14 protein-coding genes are annotated in these 16,284 nt (G+C 51.1%); 13 read left to right on the top strand and 1 reads right to left on the bottom strand.

Annotated features, from left to right (window positions below):
• The first annotated feature begins 24 nt into the window (after window positions 1-24).
• From EBA_RS08870 to EBA_RS08930, 13 genes are all read left to right on the top strand, one after another.
• Window positions 25-1,881 (top strand): multicopper oxidase family protein, encoded by a 1,857-nt coding sequence (locus EBA_RS08870; protein WP_192374388.1) that lies wholly within the window; start codon window positions 25-27, stop codon window positions 1,879-1,881.
• A 109-nt stretch (window positions 1,882-1,990) separates the two neighbouring features.
• Entirely contained in the window at window positions 1,991-3,031 is a 1,041-nt protein-coding gene (locus tag EBA_RS08875) for an urease accessory protein UreH domain-containing protein (protein WP_225616045.1), read from the top strand.
• A 32-nt stretch (window positions 3,032-3,063) separates the two neighbouring features.
• Window positions 3,064-3,306: a hypothetical protein gene (locus EBA_RS08880; RefSeq protein ID WP_192374389.1), complete on the top strand. Its 243-nt coding sequence runs from the start codon at window positions 3,064-3,066 to the stop codon at window positions 3,304-3,306.
• Window positions 3,296-4,846 carry a cytochrome ubiquinol oxidase subunit I gene (locus EBA_RS08885; protein ID WP_192374390.1) on the top strand — a complete coding sequence of 517 codons (1,551 nt, stop codon included), beginning with the start codon at window positions 3,296-3,298 and terminating at the stop codon, window positions 4,844-4,846. The genes EBA_RS08880 and EBA_RS08885 overlap by 11 nt, the downstream gene beginning before the upstream one ends.
• Window positions 4,847-4,870: 24 nt before the next feature.
• Window positions 4,871-6,010, top strand: a complete 1,140-nt coding sequence (gene cydB, locus EBA_RS08890) for a cytochrome d ubiquinol oxidase subunit II (protein WP_192374391.1) — start codon at window positions 4,871-4,873, stop codon at window positions 6,008-6,010.
• Between the two features lie 11 nt (window positions 6,011-6,021).
• On the top strand, window positions 6,022-6,177 hold the full coding sequence (gene cydX / locus EBA_RS24720; protein ID WP_192374392.1) for a cytochrome bd-I oxidase subunit CydX: 156 nt from the start codon (window positions 6,022-6,024) through the stop codon (window positions 6,175-6,177).
• On the top strand, window positions 6,174-6,386 hold the full coding sequence (locus EBA_RS08900; protein WP_192374393.1) for a YgaP family membrane protein: 213 nt from the start codon (window positions 6,174-6,176) through the stop codon (window positions 6,384-6,386). Before cydX ends, EBA_RS08900 begins: the two co-directional genes overlap by 4 nt.
• A gap of 43 nt (window positions 6,387-6,429) precedes the next feature.
• On the top strand, window positions 6,430-7,701 hold the full coding sequence (locus EBA_RS08905; RefSeq protein WP_192374394.1) for an NAD(P)/FAD-dependent oxidoreductase: 1,272 nt from the start codon (window positions 6,430-6,432) through the stop codon (window positions 7,699-7,701).
• Window positions 7,702-7,936: 235 nt separating this feature from the next.
• On the top strand, window positions 7,937-9,274 hold the full coding sequence (locus EBA_RS08910; RefSeq protein ID WP_192374395.1) for a TolC family protein: 1,338 nt from the start codon (window positions 7,937-7,939) through the stop codon (window positions 9,272-9,274).
• A 10-nt stretch (window positions 9,275-9,284) separates the two neighbouring features.
• Window positions 9,285-10,382, top strand: coding sequence for an efflux RND transporter periplasmic adaptor subunit (locus EBA_RS08915; RefSeq protein WP_192374396.1), 1,098 nt, complete (start codon window positions 9,285-9,287; stop codon window positions 10,380-10,382).
• Window positions 10,379-13,654 carry an efflux RND transporter permease subunit gene (locus EBA_RS08920; protein ID WP_192374397.1) on the top strand — a complete coding sequence of 1,092 codons (3,276 nt, stop codon included), beginning with the start codon at window positions 10,379-10,381 and terminating at the stop codon, window positions 13,652-13,654. The genes EBA_RS08915 and EBA_RS08920 overlap by 4 nt, the downstream gene beginning before the upstream one ends.
• 9 nt (window positions 13,655-13,663) lie before the next feature.
• Complete coding sequence (locus EBA_RS08925) at window positions 13,664-14,740, top strand: phosphotransferase (RefSeq protein WP_192374398.1); 1,077 nt, start codon at window positions 13,664-13,666, stop codon at window positions 14,738-14,740.
• 166 nt (window positions 14,741-14,906) lie between these two features.
• Entirely contained in the window at window positions 14,907-15,575 is a 669-nt protein-coding gene (locus EBA_RS08930; protein ID WP_192374399.1) for a Crp/Fnr family transcriptional regulator, read from the top strand.
• 2 nt (window positions 15,576-15,577) lie between these two features.
• Here the strand turns inward: EBA_RS08930 and EBA_RS08935 are convergent, their stop codons facing one another.
• Window positions 15,578-15,751 (bottom strand): hypothetical protein, encoded by a 174-nt coding sequence (locus EBA_RS08935; RefSeq protein WP_192374400.1) that lies wholly within the window; start codon window positions 15,749-15,751, stop codon window positions 15,578-15,580.
• Between the last annotated feature and the right edge of the window lie 533 nt (window positions 15,752-16,284).

The raw sequence follows: 16,284 nt of genomic DNA on the forward strand, positions 1-16,284 counted from the left end.
ACCTGTTAGGGTCGAGGAGACACCATGAAATACTCAATCAATTCTTCACGCCGCCGTTTTTTTGCGCGAACCGGTGCGGGATTGTTGGCCTATGCAAGCATGCCTAGTTGGCTACATGCGATGGAAGGCATGGGGGATATGCCGAAAATGACGCCGCATAAAGCGTCGCCAAACTTCCATCCCGACGTCGAAATCGATCTGGTTTGCAAGCCTTCCGCGGTGGCTATCCTGCCCGGCCAACCGACCCGGGTGCTGCAGTATTTAGGCAAACTGGTCAAAGGGCCAGGCAATACCTTGACGGAAATCCCCGGCTCTTATCTGGGGCCTATCATGCGTTTCGAAAAAGGCCAAAAAATCCGCATCAACCTGCACAATCAACTCGACACCCCGACCATTACCCATTGGCACGGATTGCATGTGTCGGCCGAGATGGACGGCCATCCGCTGTATGCGATCGACAAAGGCGAAACCTTGGTCTATGAGTTTGAAATGCTCAATCGTGCCAGTATGAACCTCTACCATCCCCATACGCACAACTTGACAGGTGCGCATGTATACCAAGGTCTGGCGGGTGCAATCCTGGTCAACGATCAGGAAGAGCGTAGGCTGGAATTGCCCAGTGGCGAATACGAAGTGCCGATCGTGATTCAGGATCGGCTGTTCGACGCCAACAATCAACTGCAATATGTCCGTCAGATGCACGACCGCATGATGGGCTTTTACGGCGACCGGATTTTGATCAACGGTCGCCCCGATTTTCAGCTCGACGTGGCTAGTCGAGCATACCGCTTCCGCGTCCTCAACGGCTCAACGGCGCGCATCTACAAGCTGGCCTGGGACGATAGCTCGCCTCTTACCGTCATCGGTACCGATGGCGGTTTGCTGGAAACACCCGTCAATAAACCTTACGTGATGCTGGCTCCCGGCGAACGTTTGGATATTTGGGCGGATTTCAGCGGGCGTAAAGTCGGCTCACAACTTGTACTGCGTAGCCGTTCTTTTTCCGGGGTGCTGCCGGGAATGGCTGAGCGGATGATGACCGGCAAACACGGTGGCGACGATCAACCGCACGGCGGCGGAGGTCATCGCATGGGCATGGGCGGGATGCACGGCAGCGCGTTGCCGGTTGGCAGTGACTATCCAATCTTCACGGTACGCGTGACTAGAAACGTTAGCGATAGTCCGGCGTTGCCGAATAGATTGTCTACTATTAAGCACTACACACTCGGCGACACCGCCAACCCCAATAAGCCGGTGCCGATCGGCATTTCCGAAGGGCCGATGAAAATGGTGCTGAATGGCCGGCCTTATGCTTATAACGACATTCTGCCCAGTGAGCGGATTCCGTTTAATACCGTGCAGTTAATGGAGATATTCCATGCCCACGGTGGCGGAGATGGCAAAGCTCAATCCATGCAAGGCATGCAGCACGGTGAGGAAAACAAGTCCGAATCCGGCGGTCATAAGATGGGTGGCATGGGCATGATGGGCGGCATGAGTCATGGTGAAGACAAGCCGGGTCGCCGCATGGGAATGGGCATGCGTGACGGTGGCAACGAGGGTGGCGAAGGCGGCCGCAAAATGGGGGGTATGGGAGGCGGTGGCATGGGTATGATGATGGCTATGGCGCATCCTATTCATTTACATGGCCAGTATTTTCAAATTCTCAGTCGTACCGTCGGCACAGATGTAGGCGACGATTACGCTACGGTCAAGGACGGGTTTATCCAGGGCGGCTGGAAGGACACCGTGCTGGTGATGCCCGGCGAAACCGTAAAAATCATCAAACCGTTTCAGGACTTCAAAGGGCTATTCATGTATCACTGCCACAACCTGGAGCACGAGGATATGGGCATGATGCGCGATTTCTTGGTCGAATAATCGTCGGTAAAGAATCGATCCGGATTGGCGAAGAAAGACAAACTGATCTCCCCAAGGGCAGCATTGTTTTAACAGCGTCTCTCCGGATCAACCACTTAGGAGAAAAGTGATGGCAATTAACAAGGAAAAATTTGTTGTCGAAGGCATGTACTGTGTGGGCTGCGAAGACACCATTCAGCAGGCGGTCGGTGAATTAATCGGTGTCGATATGGTAGCCGCCAGTTATAGCCGGCAAACGGTGGAGGTGGTGTACGACAATGCCCAGATCCACCCAGCCGATATTGAACAGGCGATTATCGCCAAAGGTTATGCCATTAAAAAACCGGAAGCATCCGGCGGGTCCTGGTTGGCGTTAAAGCGTTTTGCGCTGTTTTTACTGTTATTGGTCGTGGTAGGCGGTGTGGCATTTTGGGGTAAGAGCCAAATGCCGGCTGTCATGCAGCAAATCAAACCGCAGATGAGCTATGCGGTGCTGCTGGGCATTGGTTTTCTGACCGGTTTTCATTGTATCGGCATGTGCGGAGGCTTTGTGGTGGCTTATACCGATTCAGCAGTATCTAAGACTAAGCAGTTGCTGGCGCATTTGAGTTATGCCTTTGGCAAAACCCTGTCATACACCGTGTTGGGCGCCGGATTTGGTTTGCTAGGCGCGACTATCGCCATCACACCGCAAATACGCGGAGCGGTTGCGCTGGCAGCCAGCATTTTTTTGCTGATCTATGGCTTGAAAATGCTTAACTTTTTTGCCTTTTTGCGGCGTTTTACGCTACGCATGCCAAAAGCCGTGAATCGGGCGGTTGCCGACGAATTGCGCAAGCCGACGCGTAGTGCATTGCGCACGGGTTTGTTGACCGGTTTGTTATTGGGTTGTGGACCCTTACAAGCGATGTATGTGATGGCGGCCGGTAGCGGCGATCCGTTTCAAGGCGGAATGATACTGCTCATGTTCGGATTGGGTACCTTGCTGCCTTTATTGGGATTCGGCCTATTCGCAAGCCTGCTGTCTCACGGTGCGATGCGGCAGATGGTGCGTGTCTCCGGCATATTGGTGATAGCGATGGGGGTGATGATGGCGCAACGAGGCATGATGATGCTCAAAGTTGGCAAGATGCCGACCATCACCACGCAACCCATGCAGTCATCGCATTAACGGCATTTTTATAAGCAAACAGGGGGTTAAACATGTCTACAAATTTTTTAAAACCGGCTTTACCCAAATCCAGCCTTTTGCGCTGGGAGATAGGCGCGGCACTGTTGATTAAGATTCTGTTGCTGATTGGCCTCTGGTTTCTGATTTTCCGCTGGATGGATAAGCCGGTCAGCAAGCCGGATATTGCCCAACACTTTGCATTACCCGCCGTGCAGACGGCAACCCCCAACGATATTTCTTCTCAACCTCAACAGGAGTCTCGCCATGTTCGGTGACGATATAGTCATGCTGTCTCGCATGCAGTTCGGTCTAACCGCGCTGTATCACTTTCTCTTCGTGCCGCTGACCTTGGGCATGACCTTTATCCTCGGCATCATGGAGTCGGTGTACGTCATGACCGGCAAAGAAGTCTATAAGGACATGGTCAAGTTCTGGGGCAAGTTGTTTGGGATCAACTTTGCCATGGGTGTCACCACCGGGTTAACCCTGGAGTTTCAATTCGGCACCAATTGGGCCTATTACTCGCATTACGTCGGCGACATCTTCGGGCCGCTGTTGGCGGCGGAAGGCTGGATGGCGTTTTTTCTGGAATCGACCTTTGTAGGTTTGTTCTTTTTTGGGTGGGATAGGCTCAGCAAAGTCCAGCATCTTACGGTTACTTGGTTGTTGGCAGTCGGTACCAGTCTATCGGCCTTGTGGATTTTGATCGCCAACGGCTGGATGCAGTATCCGGTCGGTGCCGAATTCAATTACGAAACCTTGCGTATGGAAATGTCCAGTTTCGCCGATGTGTTCTTCAATCCGGTGGCGCAGGTCAAGTTTGTGCATACCGTCGCTGCAGGTTACGTGACCGGCTCAATGTTCGTGCTTGGCATCAGCTCCTGGTACTTGCTGAACAAGCGCGACATAGGCTTTGCCCGGCGATCATTCTCAATTGCTTCGGCTTTTGGTTTGGCCTCCGTGCTGTCGGTCATCGTGTTGGGTGACGAAAGCGGGTATACCTCCGGCGAAACCCAAAAAATGAAGCTGGCTGCTATCGAATCGGAATGGGAAACCCATCCGGCGCCGGCCGGCTTCACCGTGTTCGGTTTCCCGGATCAGGCCAATGAGAAAACCGATTTTGCCATCAAAGTACCCTATGTACTGGGCCTGATCGCTACGCGTTCAATAGACGAAGATGTCAAGGGTTTAAAAGATTTACGTGAGGACAGTGTCGAACGTATCAAAAGCGGCATGGTGGCTTATGCGGAGTTGCAGAAACTGCGCGGCGGCGACCTGAGTGCCAAAGCGACTTTCGACGCCCACAAGGCCGATCTCGGTTACGGCTTATTGTTGAAAAAATACACCGAGAAAGTGGTCGATGCCGATGCGGCAACGATTGCTAAGGCCGCCAACGACACGATACCTAAAGTCGCGCCGCTGTTCTGGACCTTCCGGATTATGGTGGCCTGCGGCTTTACCATGTTGTTCATCTTCGCTATGACGTTTTATTACTGCGCCACCCGAGTTGCCGACCAGAAACGTTGGTTGTTGCGGATGGCGGTGTGGTGCATACCACTACCGTGGATCGCCGCCGAAACCGGTTGGTTTGTCGCCGAAGTCGGTCGCCAACCCTGGACCATTTCCGGCGTCTTGCCTACCCATATGAGCGTCTCCAGCCTGAGTGCCGACCAACTCTGGTTCAGCATAGGTGGCTTTGCCTTGTTCTATACCGTGCTGCTGATCATCGAGATGTATCTGATGCTGAAATACGTGAAATTGGGGCCCAGCAGCTTGCATACCGGCCGTTATTGTTTCGAACAACAACACGCCTAAACCAATTATCAAAAGGAGTTTATCATGTTTGATTATGAAACCATTCGCCTGATCTGGTGGGTCTTTATCGGTGTCGTCGGTATCGGGTTTGCGCTAACCGAAGGCTTTGATTTTGGGGTCGGCACCTTGCTGCCGTTCATTGGTAAAAACGACGTCGAGCGTCGGGTGATTATCAACACCGTCGGCGCGACCTGGGAAGGCAACCAAGTTTGGCTGGTTCTACTGGGCGGTGCGATATTCGCGATTTGGCCGGCCGTATATGCCACGCTGTTTTCCGGCCTGTACGCGGCAATGCTGTTGGTGTTGTTTTCGCTGTTCTTTCGTCCAGCGGCTTTTGACTATCGTAGCAAGATCGAAGATCCGCGCTGGCGCAATAGCTGGGATTGGAGCTTGTTTATCGGTAGCAGCCTGCCGCCGATCTTACTCGGTGTGCTGGTGGGCAATTTGATTCTGGGTTTGCCATTTCACTTCGACCAGGATTTGCGCTCGTTTTACGAGGGTTCGTTCTGGGCCTTGTTGAGTCCGTTTGCCTTGTTGTGCGGCGTCACCGGTTTGTTGCTGACTACTTTTCACGGCGCTTTGTTTTTGAAATGGCGAAGTGAAGGTGTGATCCATGAACGTGCCGTGAATACCGTGAATGCGTTGGGACCGATGTTGTTGCTTGCGCTGGCAGCCACAACGCTTTGGGTCTTCGTTGGTATAGACCGTCCCGAGATTACCCGGATGGCCGCCACCGATGCCCCCTCTAACCCTTTGCATAAAACCGTGATCAGCAACGGCGCAAGCTGGTTGCAGCATTTCATGCGCTATTCCTGGATGTGGCTGGCGCCTTTGATCGGATTTGTCGGGATCGGCTTGGCATGGCTGCTGGGCAAGGGCGACTCGAGAATAGGCGCATTTATCGCCAGCAGTCTAGGAATCGTGGGTATTGCCTTGACCGTCGGTTTCGGTCTGTTTCCCTTCCTGTTGATCTCGTCTACCGCTCCCGGTTCAAGTCTGACTTTGTGGGACGGAACGTCCAGTCATAACACCTTATTACTGGGGTTTTGGATCACCATCATCTTTCTACCCATCGTGCTGCTATACACCCGCTTTGTTTACCGAGTGATGTGGGGCAGCGTGACCGAAGCCGCTGTTCTTAAAGACAGTCACACACTTTATTAAGGAGACACATCATGTGGTATTTCGCTTGGATACTCGGCGTCGGTTTCGCGGCGTCCTTTGCCATCATCAACGCTATGTGGCTGGAATCGGTGTGTGACATCGATCATCACGGTATCGATCAATCCTGTGAGAGCTTGGCACAACGCAGTAAAGAGCGGCAGTCATGAGCGCCGAACGCATTGTCCGTATCGTCGCCGGTTTTTTTATTTTACTGTCTTTAAGTTTGGGCGTTGCAGGCAGCCCCTTATTTCAGTCCGGCAATTGGCTTTGGTTTACCGCGTTCGTCGGGGCCAATTTGTTTCAAAGCGGTTTTACCCGATTCTGCCCGCTGGAAATGATCTTGAAAAAATTGGGCATACAACAAACTTGCCAATAAAACCGGCATAAAAAATATCCATTTATCAATTAGGAGTAGTCTCATGGCAAAAATAGTAATCGTAGGCGCTGGCATTGGCGGTATCCCGATGGCATTGGAAATGAAAGAAAATGCACGCAAGGAAGATGAAGTGGTGGTGATCGCCGACACGCCAACCTTTCATTTTGTACCCTCAAACCCTTGGGTGGCGGTTAATTGGCGCAAACCGGAAGACATTAAGGTTGAATTGGCGCCGATGTTCAAGAAAAAGAAAATTGGGTTTATTCAACAAAAGGTCACTCGTTTTCATCCGGTAAACAACCAGATTGAATTGGCTGACGGCGCTATGGTCGATTATGATTTTCTGATTATCGCCACCGGCCCTAAACTGGCGTTTGACGAGGTACCGGGCTTGGGACCTGATGGCCATACTCAATCGGTTTGCCATGTGGATCATGCCGGCGAATCCGGTGAGTTTTGGACCAAGTTTGTCGAAGAACCCGGTCCGATCATCATTGGTGCTGCGCAAGGCGCGTCCTGCTTTGGTCCGGCTTATGAATATATGTTCATCGCCGAAACCGATCTGCGCCAACGCAAAATTCGCGACAAAGTTAAAATGACCTATGTCACTTCCGAACCTTATATCGGCCATTTGGGCTTAGGTGGCGTGGGCGATACCAAAGGTATGCTGGAAAGCGAATTGCGGAATAAAAGTATCAATTGGATTTGCAATGCCAAAATCGACAAAATCGAAGCCGGCATGATGTATGTCACCGAAGTGGATGAAAATGGCCAAGTGAAAAAGCAACACGAACTGCCGTTTAAGCACAGTATGATATTGCCAGCCTTCAAAGGTGTGGATGCGTTGACCGGCATCGATAAACTGGTCAATCCACGGGGTTTTGTCATCGTCGATGAGCATCAACGTAACCCGACCTTTAAAAATATCTATTCAATCGGCGTTTGTATCGCCATTCCGCCGCTGGAACAAACCCCTGTACCAACTGGTACACCGAAAACCGGTTACATGATTGAATCGATGGTCACTGCTACCGCGCACAACATCCGGGCTGAGCTCGATGGTAAAGAACCTAAGGATAAAGGGACCTGGAACGCATTGTGTCTGGCAGACTTCGGCGACAGCGGTGTGGCCTTCCTGGCGATGCCGCAAATTCCACCGCGCAATGTGCAGTGGGCGTCCAGCGGTAAATGGGTGCATTTGGCCAAAATTGGGTATGAAAAATACTTCATGCGCAAAGTCCGTAAGGGGATCAGCGAACCTTATTATGAAAAACTGACCTTGAAAATGTTCGGCATCATGCGCTTAAAAGGCTAAGACAAACTTAAACAGCAGTGGTGTTGAGTCTGACCCGCCGCTGCTGTTACTTTAGGCGATTTAGGGCAATAAATGTACCCAAAGCAAGCAATTTGCCGTTGGCTGAGCGGACGACATATTTGGCATTGCCAATGGGTATAAACTTTTTCAAAAATCACCTTAGTTGATGACAGGATGTGCTGAATTTACTTGTTATATCCCATCCCATTTGTTTTAACCGGACGCAGATTACTCAATGAGACATAAACATTTTTGGTTGGTATCGTCCCTGCTATTGCTAGCGATGAACCCGGCTTTTGCCGACTCGGAGCGCAGTCAATACACACTTGAGCAAGCCATTGATACGGCCTTGGCCAATAATCCCGAACTCGGCATCATGCAAGCTCGTATCGAGCAGGCTAACGCCCAATTGGGGGAATCCTTGGCCAATTTTTATCCGCAGATCAAGGCCAGTTTGTCCTATCAGCACAGCGATAATCCGGCTCAGGCCTTTGCGATGATCATTGCCCAACGCCGTCTCAGTTTTGCGGGTAGCGACTTCAATCATCCCGGCGGTGTCGATAATTATCGCCCGCAAGTGACAGCGACTTATTCGCTGTTTCGCGGCGGCCAGGATTATTACCGGAAACAGGCGGCGGAACTGGGTATTGAAACATCCGAACTGGAAAAAGCCGCAACGCGCAATCAATTGGTGAATAACGTCACGGCAGCGTATTACGGCGAGTTGGCGGCCATGGAAGCTCACGACGTGAGCTTACGCTCCATGGAAGCTGTACAAAGCGAGCTCAATCAATCACGCATTCGTTTTGACGCCGGTACCTTACTGAAATCCGATGTCTTGTCGCTGGAAGTACAATTGGCCGAAGCCAAGGACTCGGAAATTCAAGCCGCCAACACCATAGAACTGGCGCAAAGTATGTTGAAAACCTTGCTGGGCTTATCGGCCAGCGAAAATTTTGCCATAAGCTCCAGTCAGCACGCTGCTTTACCGGCTGGCCCGGCGGTTTTTGACGAATTGCTTAATCAGGCGCTTAGCAGCCATCCCGAATTAAAGGCTGCCGATAAGCGCGTGGCCATTGCCGAACAACAGCTAAATGTGGCACAAGCAGCCCATTTACCTAGGGCCGATGCCTTTGTCAGCTATGGCTCAGACAGTAAAGATTTGGCCTTCAGCAGCAATCGCGACAATGTCAGCGCCGGTGTGATGGTGGAAGTGGATGTGTTTTCCGGCTTTGCCACCCAGGAAAAAATCAAAAAAGCCGAGCACGAACTGACTGCCGCCCAGGAAGCCGCCAGACAAACCCGACTACGCATCGAAAATCAGCTGAAATCGGCACAACTCAATTTACAAAATGCCCTTAGCCGCGCCGAGGTCAGCGTAGTGGCGGTTAAAGCCGCTGAAGAAGCCTTGCGCTTGGTGAATGAGCAGCGACAAGCCGGCGTGGTGACCGTGACCCGTTATATCGAAGCGGAAGTCGCACGCGATAAGGCCCACACCCGACAAATCACCGCCCGTTTCGACGCTTTGCGCGCCGAAGCAGACCTCAAACAAGCCACCGGTTTCTGGCAATAAAGGAGTCAAGATGACCGAACATTTTTCTGAATCAAACATGCCGAAATGGTTTATCCCCGCAGCAGCGATAACGGCTTTGCTGTTGGTGATTTTATTTGCGCTAGGCATCTTGGGCGGCGATAAAAAAACGGAACCCGGTAACACCACAGCGAACGGCTTCGGCTTACCCAGTGGCGCAAAAACGCAAATAATCGGCAAGCAAACCGCAGACAATGGTTTGTCTTGGCAAGGCGTGGTGCGATCCCGCTTAGCGGCAAAAATAGCGCCAAAATTGAATGCCCGTATTCTTGAAATCACCGTGCATCCTGGCGATAAAGTGAAAAAAGGCGATGTCATTGCTCGCATGGATGATAGGGATTTGCGCGCTGCCTATCAGGCGGCCAGTGCGGCGCATAACGCCGCCCAAGCCCAAGCGGCGCAAGCCAGTGCCGATGAAAAACGCACGGTCGAACTGTATGAAAAACAGGCGGCAACCCGGCAGAGTTACGATGCGGGGATTGCCCAAGCCAAAGCGGCTCGGGCGATGGCCGGCCAAGCCGCCGGTGCGGCGCAACAAGCTAAAGTTATGCTCGGTGAAAACGTGCTTTACGCGCCATTTGACGGCGTGATCGGCGAGCGCTTGCAAGAACCTGGCGACATGGGCTTACCGAATCAGCCTATCGTCAGCTTATACAAACCCGACGATTTACGCCTGGAAGCCTCGATTGCCAGCCACTGCGCCGCGTCGGTTAAATTGGGCATGCCGGTCAAAGTGCGTTTCGATGCGCTCCAGCAAGCGGTGAGTGCGACGATAGACGAAATGTCGCCGGAAATCGACCCACAAACTCGCACTCAGGACATCAAAGTCAAGTTACCGAAAATCGAAGGCTTGCAGCATGGCCAGTTCGGTTGGCTGGAACTCGGTTGTGAGACGGCGCAACCCGCCTTAATGATTCCCACTGCCGCCGTTATACGTTATGGCCAGTTGGAAGCGGTCAAAATCGTTGAGGGTCAGCGACTGACGACCCGGCATATTCGCACCGGGAAAACCTATGGCGAGCAAGTTGAGGTGTTGTCCGGCTTACATGAAGGCGAAACCTTATTAAGTAATGGTGGGTTGCTGCAATGAAAGAGGTTATTAAATCGGGCGAAACTCCAAAGGACAGCCTGACCGTCGCCATTGTCCGCTTATTTACCACCTCACATCTGTCACTGCTGTTCCTGCTGATTTCCTTGTTGGCCGGCGCCGCTGCGCTAATATTGACGCCGCGCGAGGAAGATCCGCAAATCATCGTGCCGGTAATGGATGTGTTCGTGCATTATCCGGGCGCAAGCGCCGAGGAAGTCGAAAAGCGCGTCACCACGCCGCTGGAAGTGCTGCTCAAGCAGATTCAAGGGGTGGAATATGTCTACTCGGCATCCAGTCCGGGCCAGTCATTGGTGACGGTGCGCTATCGGGTGGGCGAAAGCATCGAAGACAGCTTGATTAAAACCCGGGACAAACTGCAGGCTAATCTGGATATCATTCCGGCCGGCGTCAGCGACTGGGTGGTTAAGCCGGTGGAAATCGACGATGTGCCGATTTTGCTGTTAAGCCTGTCGATGCCCAAAGGCAGCGAAGACATCATGGCCGTCCGCCGCATTGCTGAAGAACTGATAGAGCGTTTGCGCGCCATTGACGATGTGGGCGAAAGTTCGGTGCTCGGCGCCGCGCCTCGGCAAATTTCGCTACATCCCGATCCCGCCAAATTACAGGCGACAGGCATCAGCCTGTTGGAACTGCAACAGACATTGGCGCAAAGCAACATCAATCTGCAGGCGGGTCGTCTGAATCAAAACAACCGCGAAATCCTTTTGGAAGCCGGCCCGAATTACCAATCGGTCGAACAATTAGGGGCAACGGTACTGAAAAACGTCGGCGGTCGGCTGGTCTATTTGCGCGACGTAGCCGAAATTATCGACGGCGCTAAGGATACCGATTATTACACCCGCATCGGCTTCGGGCCGGGCGTCGAGCAGATGAAAACCGTAGGGCATGGCGCTGAGGTATTACCTGTTGTCGGTGAAGAGCGGCAAATGGTCACCCTCGCCATTGCCAAGCGCCGGGGCAGTAATGCGGTAGGTGTCGCCGAGCAGGTCTTGGAACTCACCGAACAACTGCACGGCACCTTGATTCCCGACGATGTCCTGGTCACCGTCACCCGCAATTACGGCGAAACGGCGGATCATAAAGTCAACGAACTGGTGATGCATTTAAGCATCGCCATATTGACCATCATCGTGTTGCTGGCTTTGTCGCTGGGTTTCAAGGAATCGCTGATCGTATCCTTGGCGGTGCCGATGACCTTTGCGGTAACCTTGATGCTGGATTTGATTTTCGGTTACACCATCAACCGGGTCACGCTGTTCGCGTTGATCTTGTCACTCGGCTTGCTGGTGGACGATCCTATCGTCGATGTCGAAAATATCCACCGCCATTATAAGATGCGTAAAGAACCGCCTCTGCAGGCACTGCTCACCGCAGTTAACGAAATTCGTCCGCCGACGATACTGGCGACCTTTGCCGTGATCATGTCCTTCGTGCCGATGTTTTTCATCACCGGCATGATGGGTCCCTACATGGCGCCGATGGCCTTCAACGTACCAATTGCGATGCTGATGTCGTTGCTGATCGCCTTCACGGTGACACCCTGGGCCAGTTATAAATTGTTGAAGGGCGATTACGGTAAAGATCACGGACCTGAATTCAACTTACAGGACACCGGCGGCTTCAAACTTTATCAGGCCATTATGGCGCCTTTACTCAATAACAAAGCCAAAGCCTTATGGTTTTTGCTGGTGGTGTTCGTCGCTTTTGTCTTGTCGACGATGATGGCTGTCACACGGGTCGTGCCCTTGAAACTGCTGCCGTTCGATAATAAAAACGAACTGCAATTGATGATCGACATGCCGCGCGGCTCGTCGTTGGAAGCGACTAATGAAGTGGCCACGGCTTTAGGCCAATATCTTGCTACCGTGAACGAAATCAGCAGCTATCAAACTTATGTCGGTCTGGCTTCGCCCATGGATTTTAACGGTCTGGTGCGGCATTACTATCTGCGCCAGGGCGCTTACGTCGGCGACATTCGTATGGTGTTGGTTGACAAAGCCCACCGAGAGCAACAGTCACATGGCATTGCACTACGAATGCGGCCGGATATAGAGCGTATTGGTAAACATTACAACGCCAACATCAAGATTGTCGAAATGCCACCGGGACCGCCGGTGTTATCCAGCGTGGTTGCGGAAGTCTATGGCCCGCCGGAAGCCAGTTACGCTGACATCATTACCGTGTCGAAACGGGTAAGAGCCGAGTTGGAGAAAACCGCAGGTGTCGTCGATGTCGACGATTACGTCCAGGCGCCTCAGGAACAACTGCACTTTGTTCTCGATCAGGACAAAGCGGCCTTGTTGGGCATCAGCAATCTGCAAGTTTCCAACAGTCTGAAACTAGCGGTAGAAGGCGGCATGGCCGGTACCCTGCATATCGCCAGCGAACGCCAGCCGCTCTTAATTGACCTGCAATTGCCCAGAGCCGCCAGGTCCTCCGAAGCCGATTTGCTGAATCTGTCGGTGAAGTCGGCCAATGGCGACTTGGTGCGTTTGAGCGAACTCGGTCATTTCGCGCATGAAAATGGCGACCAGACCATTTATCACAAGAATCTTCAGCCGGTATCCTATGTGCTGGGTGAAATGGCGGGTCGTAGTCCAGTGGAAGCAGTTTGGGATTTGCAGTCTGTTTTAGATAAACAACCGCTACCGGCCGGTTATAGCGCAGAAATGGCCGGGGAAGGGGAGTGGAAAATCACGGTCGATGTGTTCCGGGATCTGGGTCTCGCCTTTGCGGCGGCGATGGTGATGATCTATATTCTATTGGTCGGTCAGACCGGTTCGCTCGGCGTGCCGCTGATCATGATGATCGCTATTCCACTGACGGTGATAGGCATCATGCCCGGCTTTTGGTTCATCAACTTGTTCGCGGCGGATGTTGGTCAATATGCCGATCCGGTGTATTTCACCGCCACGGCGATGATAGGCATGATTGCACTGGCCGGTATCGTGGTGCGTAATTCCATCATCCTGATCGACTTCATCGAAAACATCTATCGCGGCAACCCGGACATCAGTCTGGCCGATGCGATTATCGAAGCCGGCGCGACCCGTTTGAACCCGATCTTTTTGACCGCCGCCTCGGCAGTGCTCGGTTCGGTGATGATTGTGCTGGATCCGATTTTTTCCGGCCTGGCCTGGAGCTTTATTTTCGGCATCATCGCCTCGACACTGTTTTCGCTGGTGGTGATTCCGGTAGTGTATTTTTTGATTAATCGCGATATGCCTAAGCATGTGGCTGTCGATGAATAGTGGGGAGTCATGAATCAGAATATTGTGGTACGTCGCCCGGCGGACTTGTCGCGGCGATGGGCGCAAGGCATTGTTAATCACTATGCAGCCGACGCCAAAGTCTCAGACATTAGTATTCAGTCTGTCAGCATTGGTACCTCAACGCGCCTTCGGGTGTTGGTTAATCATGATGCGCCCGATATAGTGCCTTTGCGATGGTTTGTAAAAACCCCGTCTCTGGCCATGAGGTCGCGCCTGATAACGGCATTGCCGCGCTTGTTATACAAGGAAGTACTCTTTTATCAGTCGCTTTCAAAGGCCTCGCCAGTCAAGTTGCCAAACATATTGGCGGCGCAAACCCGGTTTGGTCGCGGCTCTACCTTGGTGATGACCGATCTGAGCGAATACGGTTTTACACCTGGCCAACCAGGTGATGCCTTGTCGCTGCACCAGGCTCGACAAGTGATTCAGCAACTCGCTAGATTTCATGCGCACTACTGGAATCATCGCCATTTACTGCATACCCATCGTTGGCTCAGCGGTTTCAATAATAATGTCGAGCATTACATGGGTAACCTGCTTGCCGTACCTTTAATGAAACAGGGTCTTAAGCTCGCCGGCAACCTGGTACCCAGCAAGCTGCATCTTCCTGCGCTGGGCTATGCGGCTAATCGCCATCGCATCACCCAATCGCTTGCCACAGGTCCACAAACGCTGGTTCATCACGATTGCCACCCCGGCAACCTATTCTGGCAAGACGCACAACCGGGATTTCTGGATTGGCAGCTGGTGCGTATGGGAGAAGGCATAGGCGATGTGGCCTATTTTTTAGCCACCTCGCTCAAACCGGATTGTCGCCGTGCACATGAATCGGAACTATTGAATCTTTATCAAGCATCATTGGCCAAGCATCGGGTGGATGAGATTGACGAGAACACGCTTTTTCAACGTTATCGTGCGCATCTTTCGTATGCGTTTGAAGCCATGATCGTTACGCTAGCCATCGGCGGCATGATGGAGCGTAGCAGCAACATCGAGTTAATCAAACGGACGTCGGCTGCAGTTGAGGATCATGACAGTCTAGCGGCCATTGCGGTAGGCGTTTAGCCGGGTTTGTCTTGAGCGCAACTCGGTCTGTAAGGTGAGGTCCGAAGAAAATCAGCTGATTTGTTGGTTGTTTTGCTTAATCAATGTTGAAACAAAAATAATAACTTTCATGTTTAAAACATAAGAATATCTATTGGGTTTAATTAACCTGTCAAGGTGGGAAATGATGAACGAGAAATTATGGAAACTGCATTTTCCAGAGTTCATGGGTAGTAATGATAATGTTATCCGGCAATTAATGGATGCGGCCGTTGTAGTTGATCTGCCTTCTCGGCAACAAGTTTTTTATCCTGGAAAGGCGTGTGATAATTATTTATTGATGTTGTCTGGCAGTATAAGGGCGCAAATTATTTCAGCAGATGGGAGAGAGATATTGCTCTATCATGTTCAAGCGGGAGATTCTTGCGTATTAACAACTTCCTGTTTGTTAGGCGATAATAATTATCCGGCGGAGGGATATACTGAATCAGAAGTGAGTGCTTTTGCGATTCCCGCGCACATTTTCCATCGTTGCTTGGAGCAATCGACTTTTTTTCGTGAATTTGTATTTCGCAATTTTTCCAAGCGACTAGCCGATGTCATCAAGCGAATGGAAAGCATTTCATTCGGCTCGGTCGACCAAAAACTTGCCAAGGTGCTTATAGCGATCGGTGATGACACTATTTATAAAACACATAATGAGCTGGCCTTGGAGTTAGGCTCAGCTCGGGAAGTGGTTTCGCGCCATCTTAAACGCTTTGAAAGTTATGGTTGGTTAACATTAAGTAGAGGCTGCATCCAAAATATCAATTTTGAGGCGTTAAACAAGATATTAAAGTCTACAGAAAATAATTAGTTTTATTGCTCTGCATCTTGTTTTTGTTCATTTCCTATGAACTTTAGAATAATGAACCCTATGACAAAACCTAATACTGCCGCGAACACCAAGGGCAAAGCAAATGGTATATCGTGATGGTCTCTGAGGTTCATTTGTAAAATACTTGATGCGAATTTTAAGATTAAATCTAACATTGCAATTCCTACCTTATATTGTTTTTATGAGTTATTGCCCGGTAATGATTATTGATTTTTATGCCAAACAAATCATTTAGTGGCGAATGCAATATAAGTGAATGCACATTACTTGTCAGTGACGAAGTCACAGAAGAATAAAAAATAAATTAGTCTTCCCCAATATTTCCAATACAATCGGCTAGACGGATGAATTTCGCCTCATCAATATTTAAAACAATCGCCAAGGAAATTAGCCGCATTGAAACCACATAATCCTCAAGTTCCGAGGATTTAGGGAAGGTATATTGGCTCGGCTTAGCGACTTCGACGGCGATATTTCAGTATTTTTCCAACGCTGCCAGAATGCGTTCAAAGTAAATATCCAGTTTTAAAACATCATCCCCCCAACGAATAACGAATCAGAAAATGTTGGTAGGTCTCTCGAAATAAAGAATACCGATAGGTCATTTGACCATCTAAGTCCACCACCAATACAGTGAGCGGTTACACCCAATTCCCGAACGGATGGACAGTTATGAGCCTTATTTTCG

The organism is Methylomonas albis, from assembly GCF_014850955.1.
GTDB classification, from domain to species: domain Bacteria; phylum Pseudomonadota; class Gammaproteobacteria; order Methylococcales; family Methylomonadaceae; genus Methylomonas; species Methylomonas albis.

What these genes read in the sequence shown, in the direction of transcription:
- EBA_RS08870 (WP_192374388.1), top strand. Translation starts at nt 25, where the DNA reads ATGAAATACTCAATCAATTCTTCACGCCGCCGTTTTTTTGCGCGAACC.
- EBA_RS08875 (WP_225616045.1), top strand. Translation starts at nt 1,991, where the DNA reads ATGGCAATTAACAAGGAAAAATTTGTTGTCGAAGGCATGTACTGTGTG.
- EBA_RS08880 (WP_192374389.1), top strand. Translation starts at nt 3,064, where the DNA reads ATGTCTACAAATTTTTTAAAACCGGCTTTACCCAAATCCAGCCTTTTG.
- EBA_RS08885 (WP_192374390.1), top strand. Translation starts at nt 3,296, where the DNA reads ATGTTCGGTGACGATATAGTCATGCTGTCTCGCATGCAGTTCGGTCTA.
- cydB (WP_192374391.1), top strand. Translation starts at nt 4,871, where the DNA reads ATGTTTGATTATGAAACCATTCGCCTGATCTGGTGGGTCTTTATCGGT.
- cydX (WP_192374392.1), top strand. Translation starts at nt 6,022, where the DNA reads ATGTGGTATTTCGCTTGGATACTCGGCGTCGGTTTCGCGGCGTCCTTT.
- EBA_RS08900 (WP_192374393.1), top strand. Translation starts at nt 6,174, where the DNA reads ATGAGCGCCGAACGCATTGTCCGTATCGTCGCCGGTTTTTTTATTTTA.
- EBA_RS08905 (WP_192374394.1), top strand. Translation starts at nt 6,430, where the DNA reads ATGGCAAAAATAGTAATCGTAGGCGCTGGCATTGGCGGTATCCCGATG.
- EBA_RS08910 (WP_192374395.1), top strand. Translation starts at nt 7,937, where the DNA reads ATGAGACATAAACATTTTTGGTTGGTATCGTCCCTGCTATTGCTAGCG.
- EBA_RS08915 (WP_192374396.1), top strand. Translation starts at nt 9,285, where the DNA reads ATGACCGAACATTTTTCTGAATCAAACATGCCGAAATGGTTTATCCCC.
- EBA_RS08920 (WP_192374397.1), top strand. Translation starts at nt 10,379, where the DNA reads ATGAAAGAGGTTATTAAATCGGGCGAAACTCCAAAGGACAGCCTGACC.
- EBA_RS08925 (WP_192374398.1), top strand. Translation starts at nt 13,664, where the DNA reads ATGAATCAGAATATTGTGGTACGTCGCCCGGCGGACTTGTCGCGGCGA.
- EBA_RS08930 (WP_192374399.1), top strand. Translation starts at nt 14,907, where the DNA reads ATGAACGAGAAATTATGGAAACTGCATTTTCCAGAGTTCATGGGTAGT.
- EBA_RS08935 (WP_192374400.1), bottom strand. Translation starts at nt 15,751, where the DNA reads ATGTTAGATTTAATCTTAAAATTCGCATCAAGTATTTTACAAATGAAC.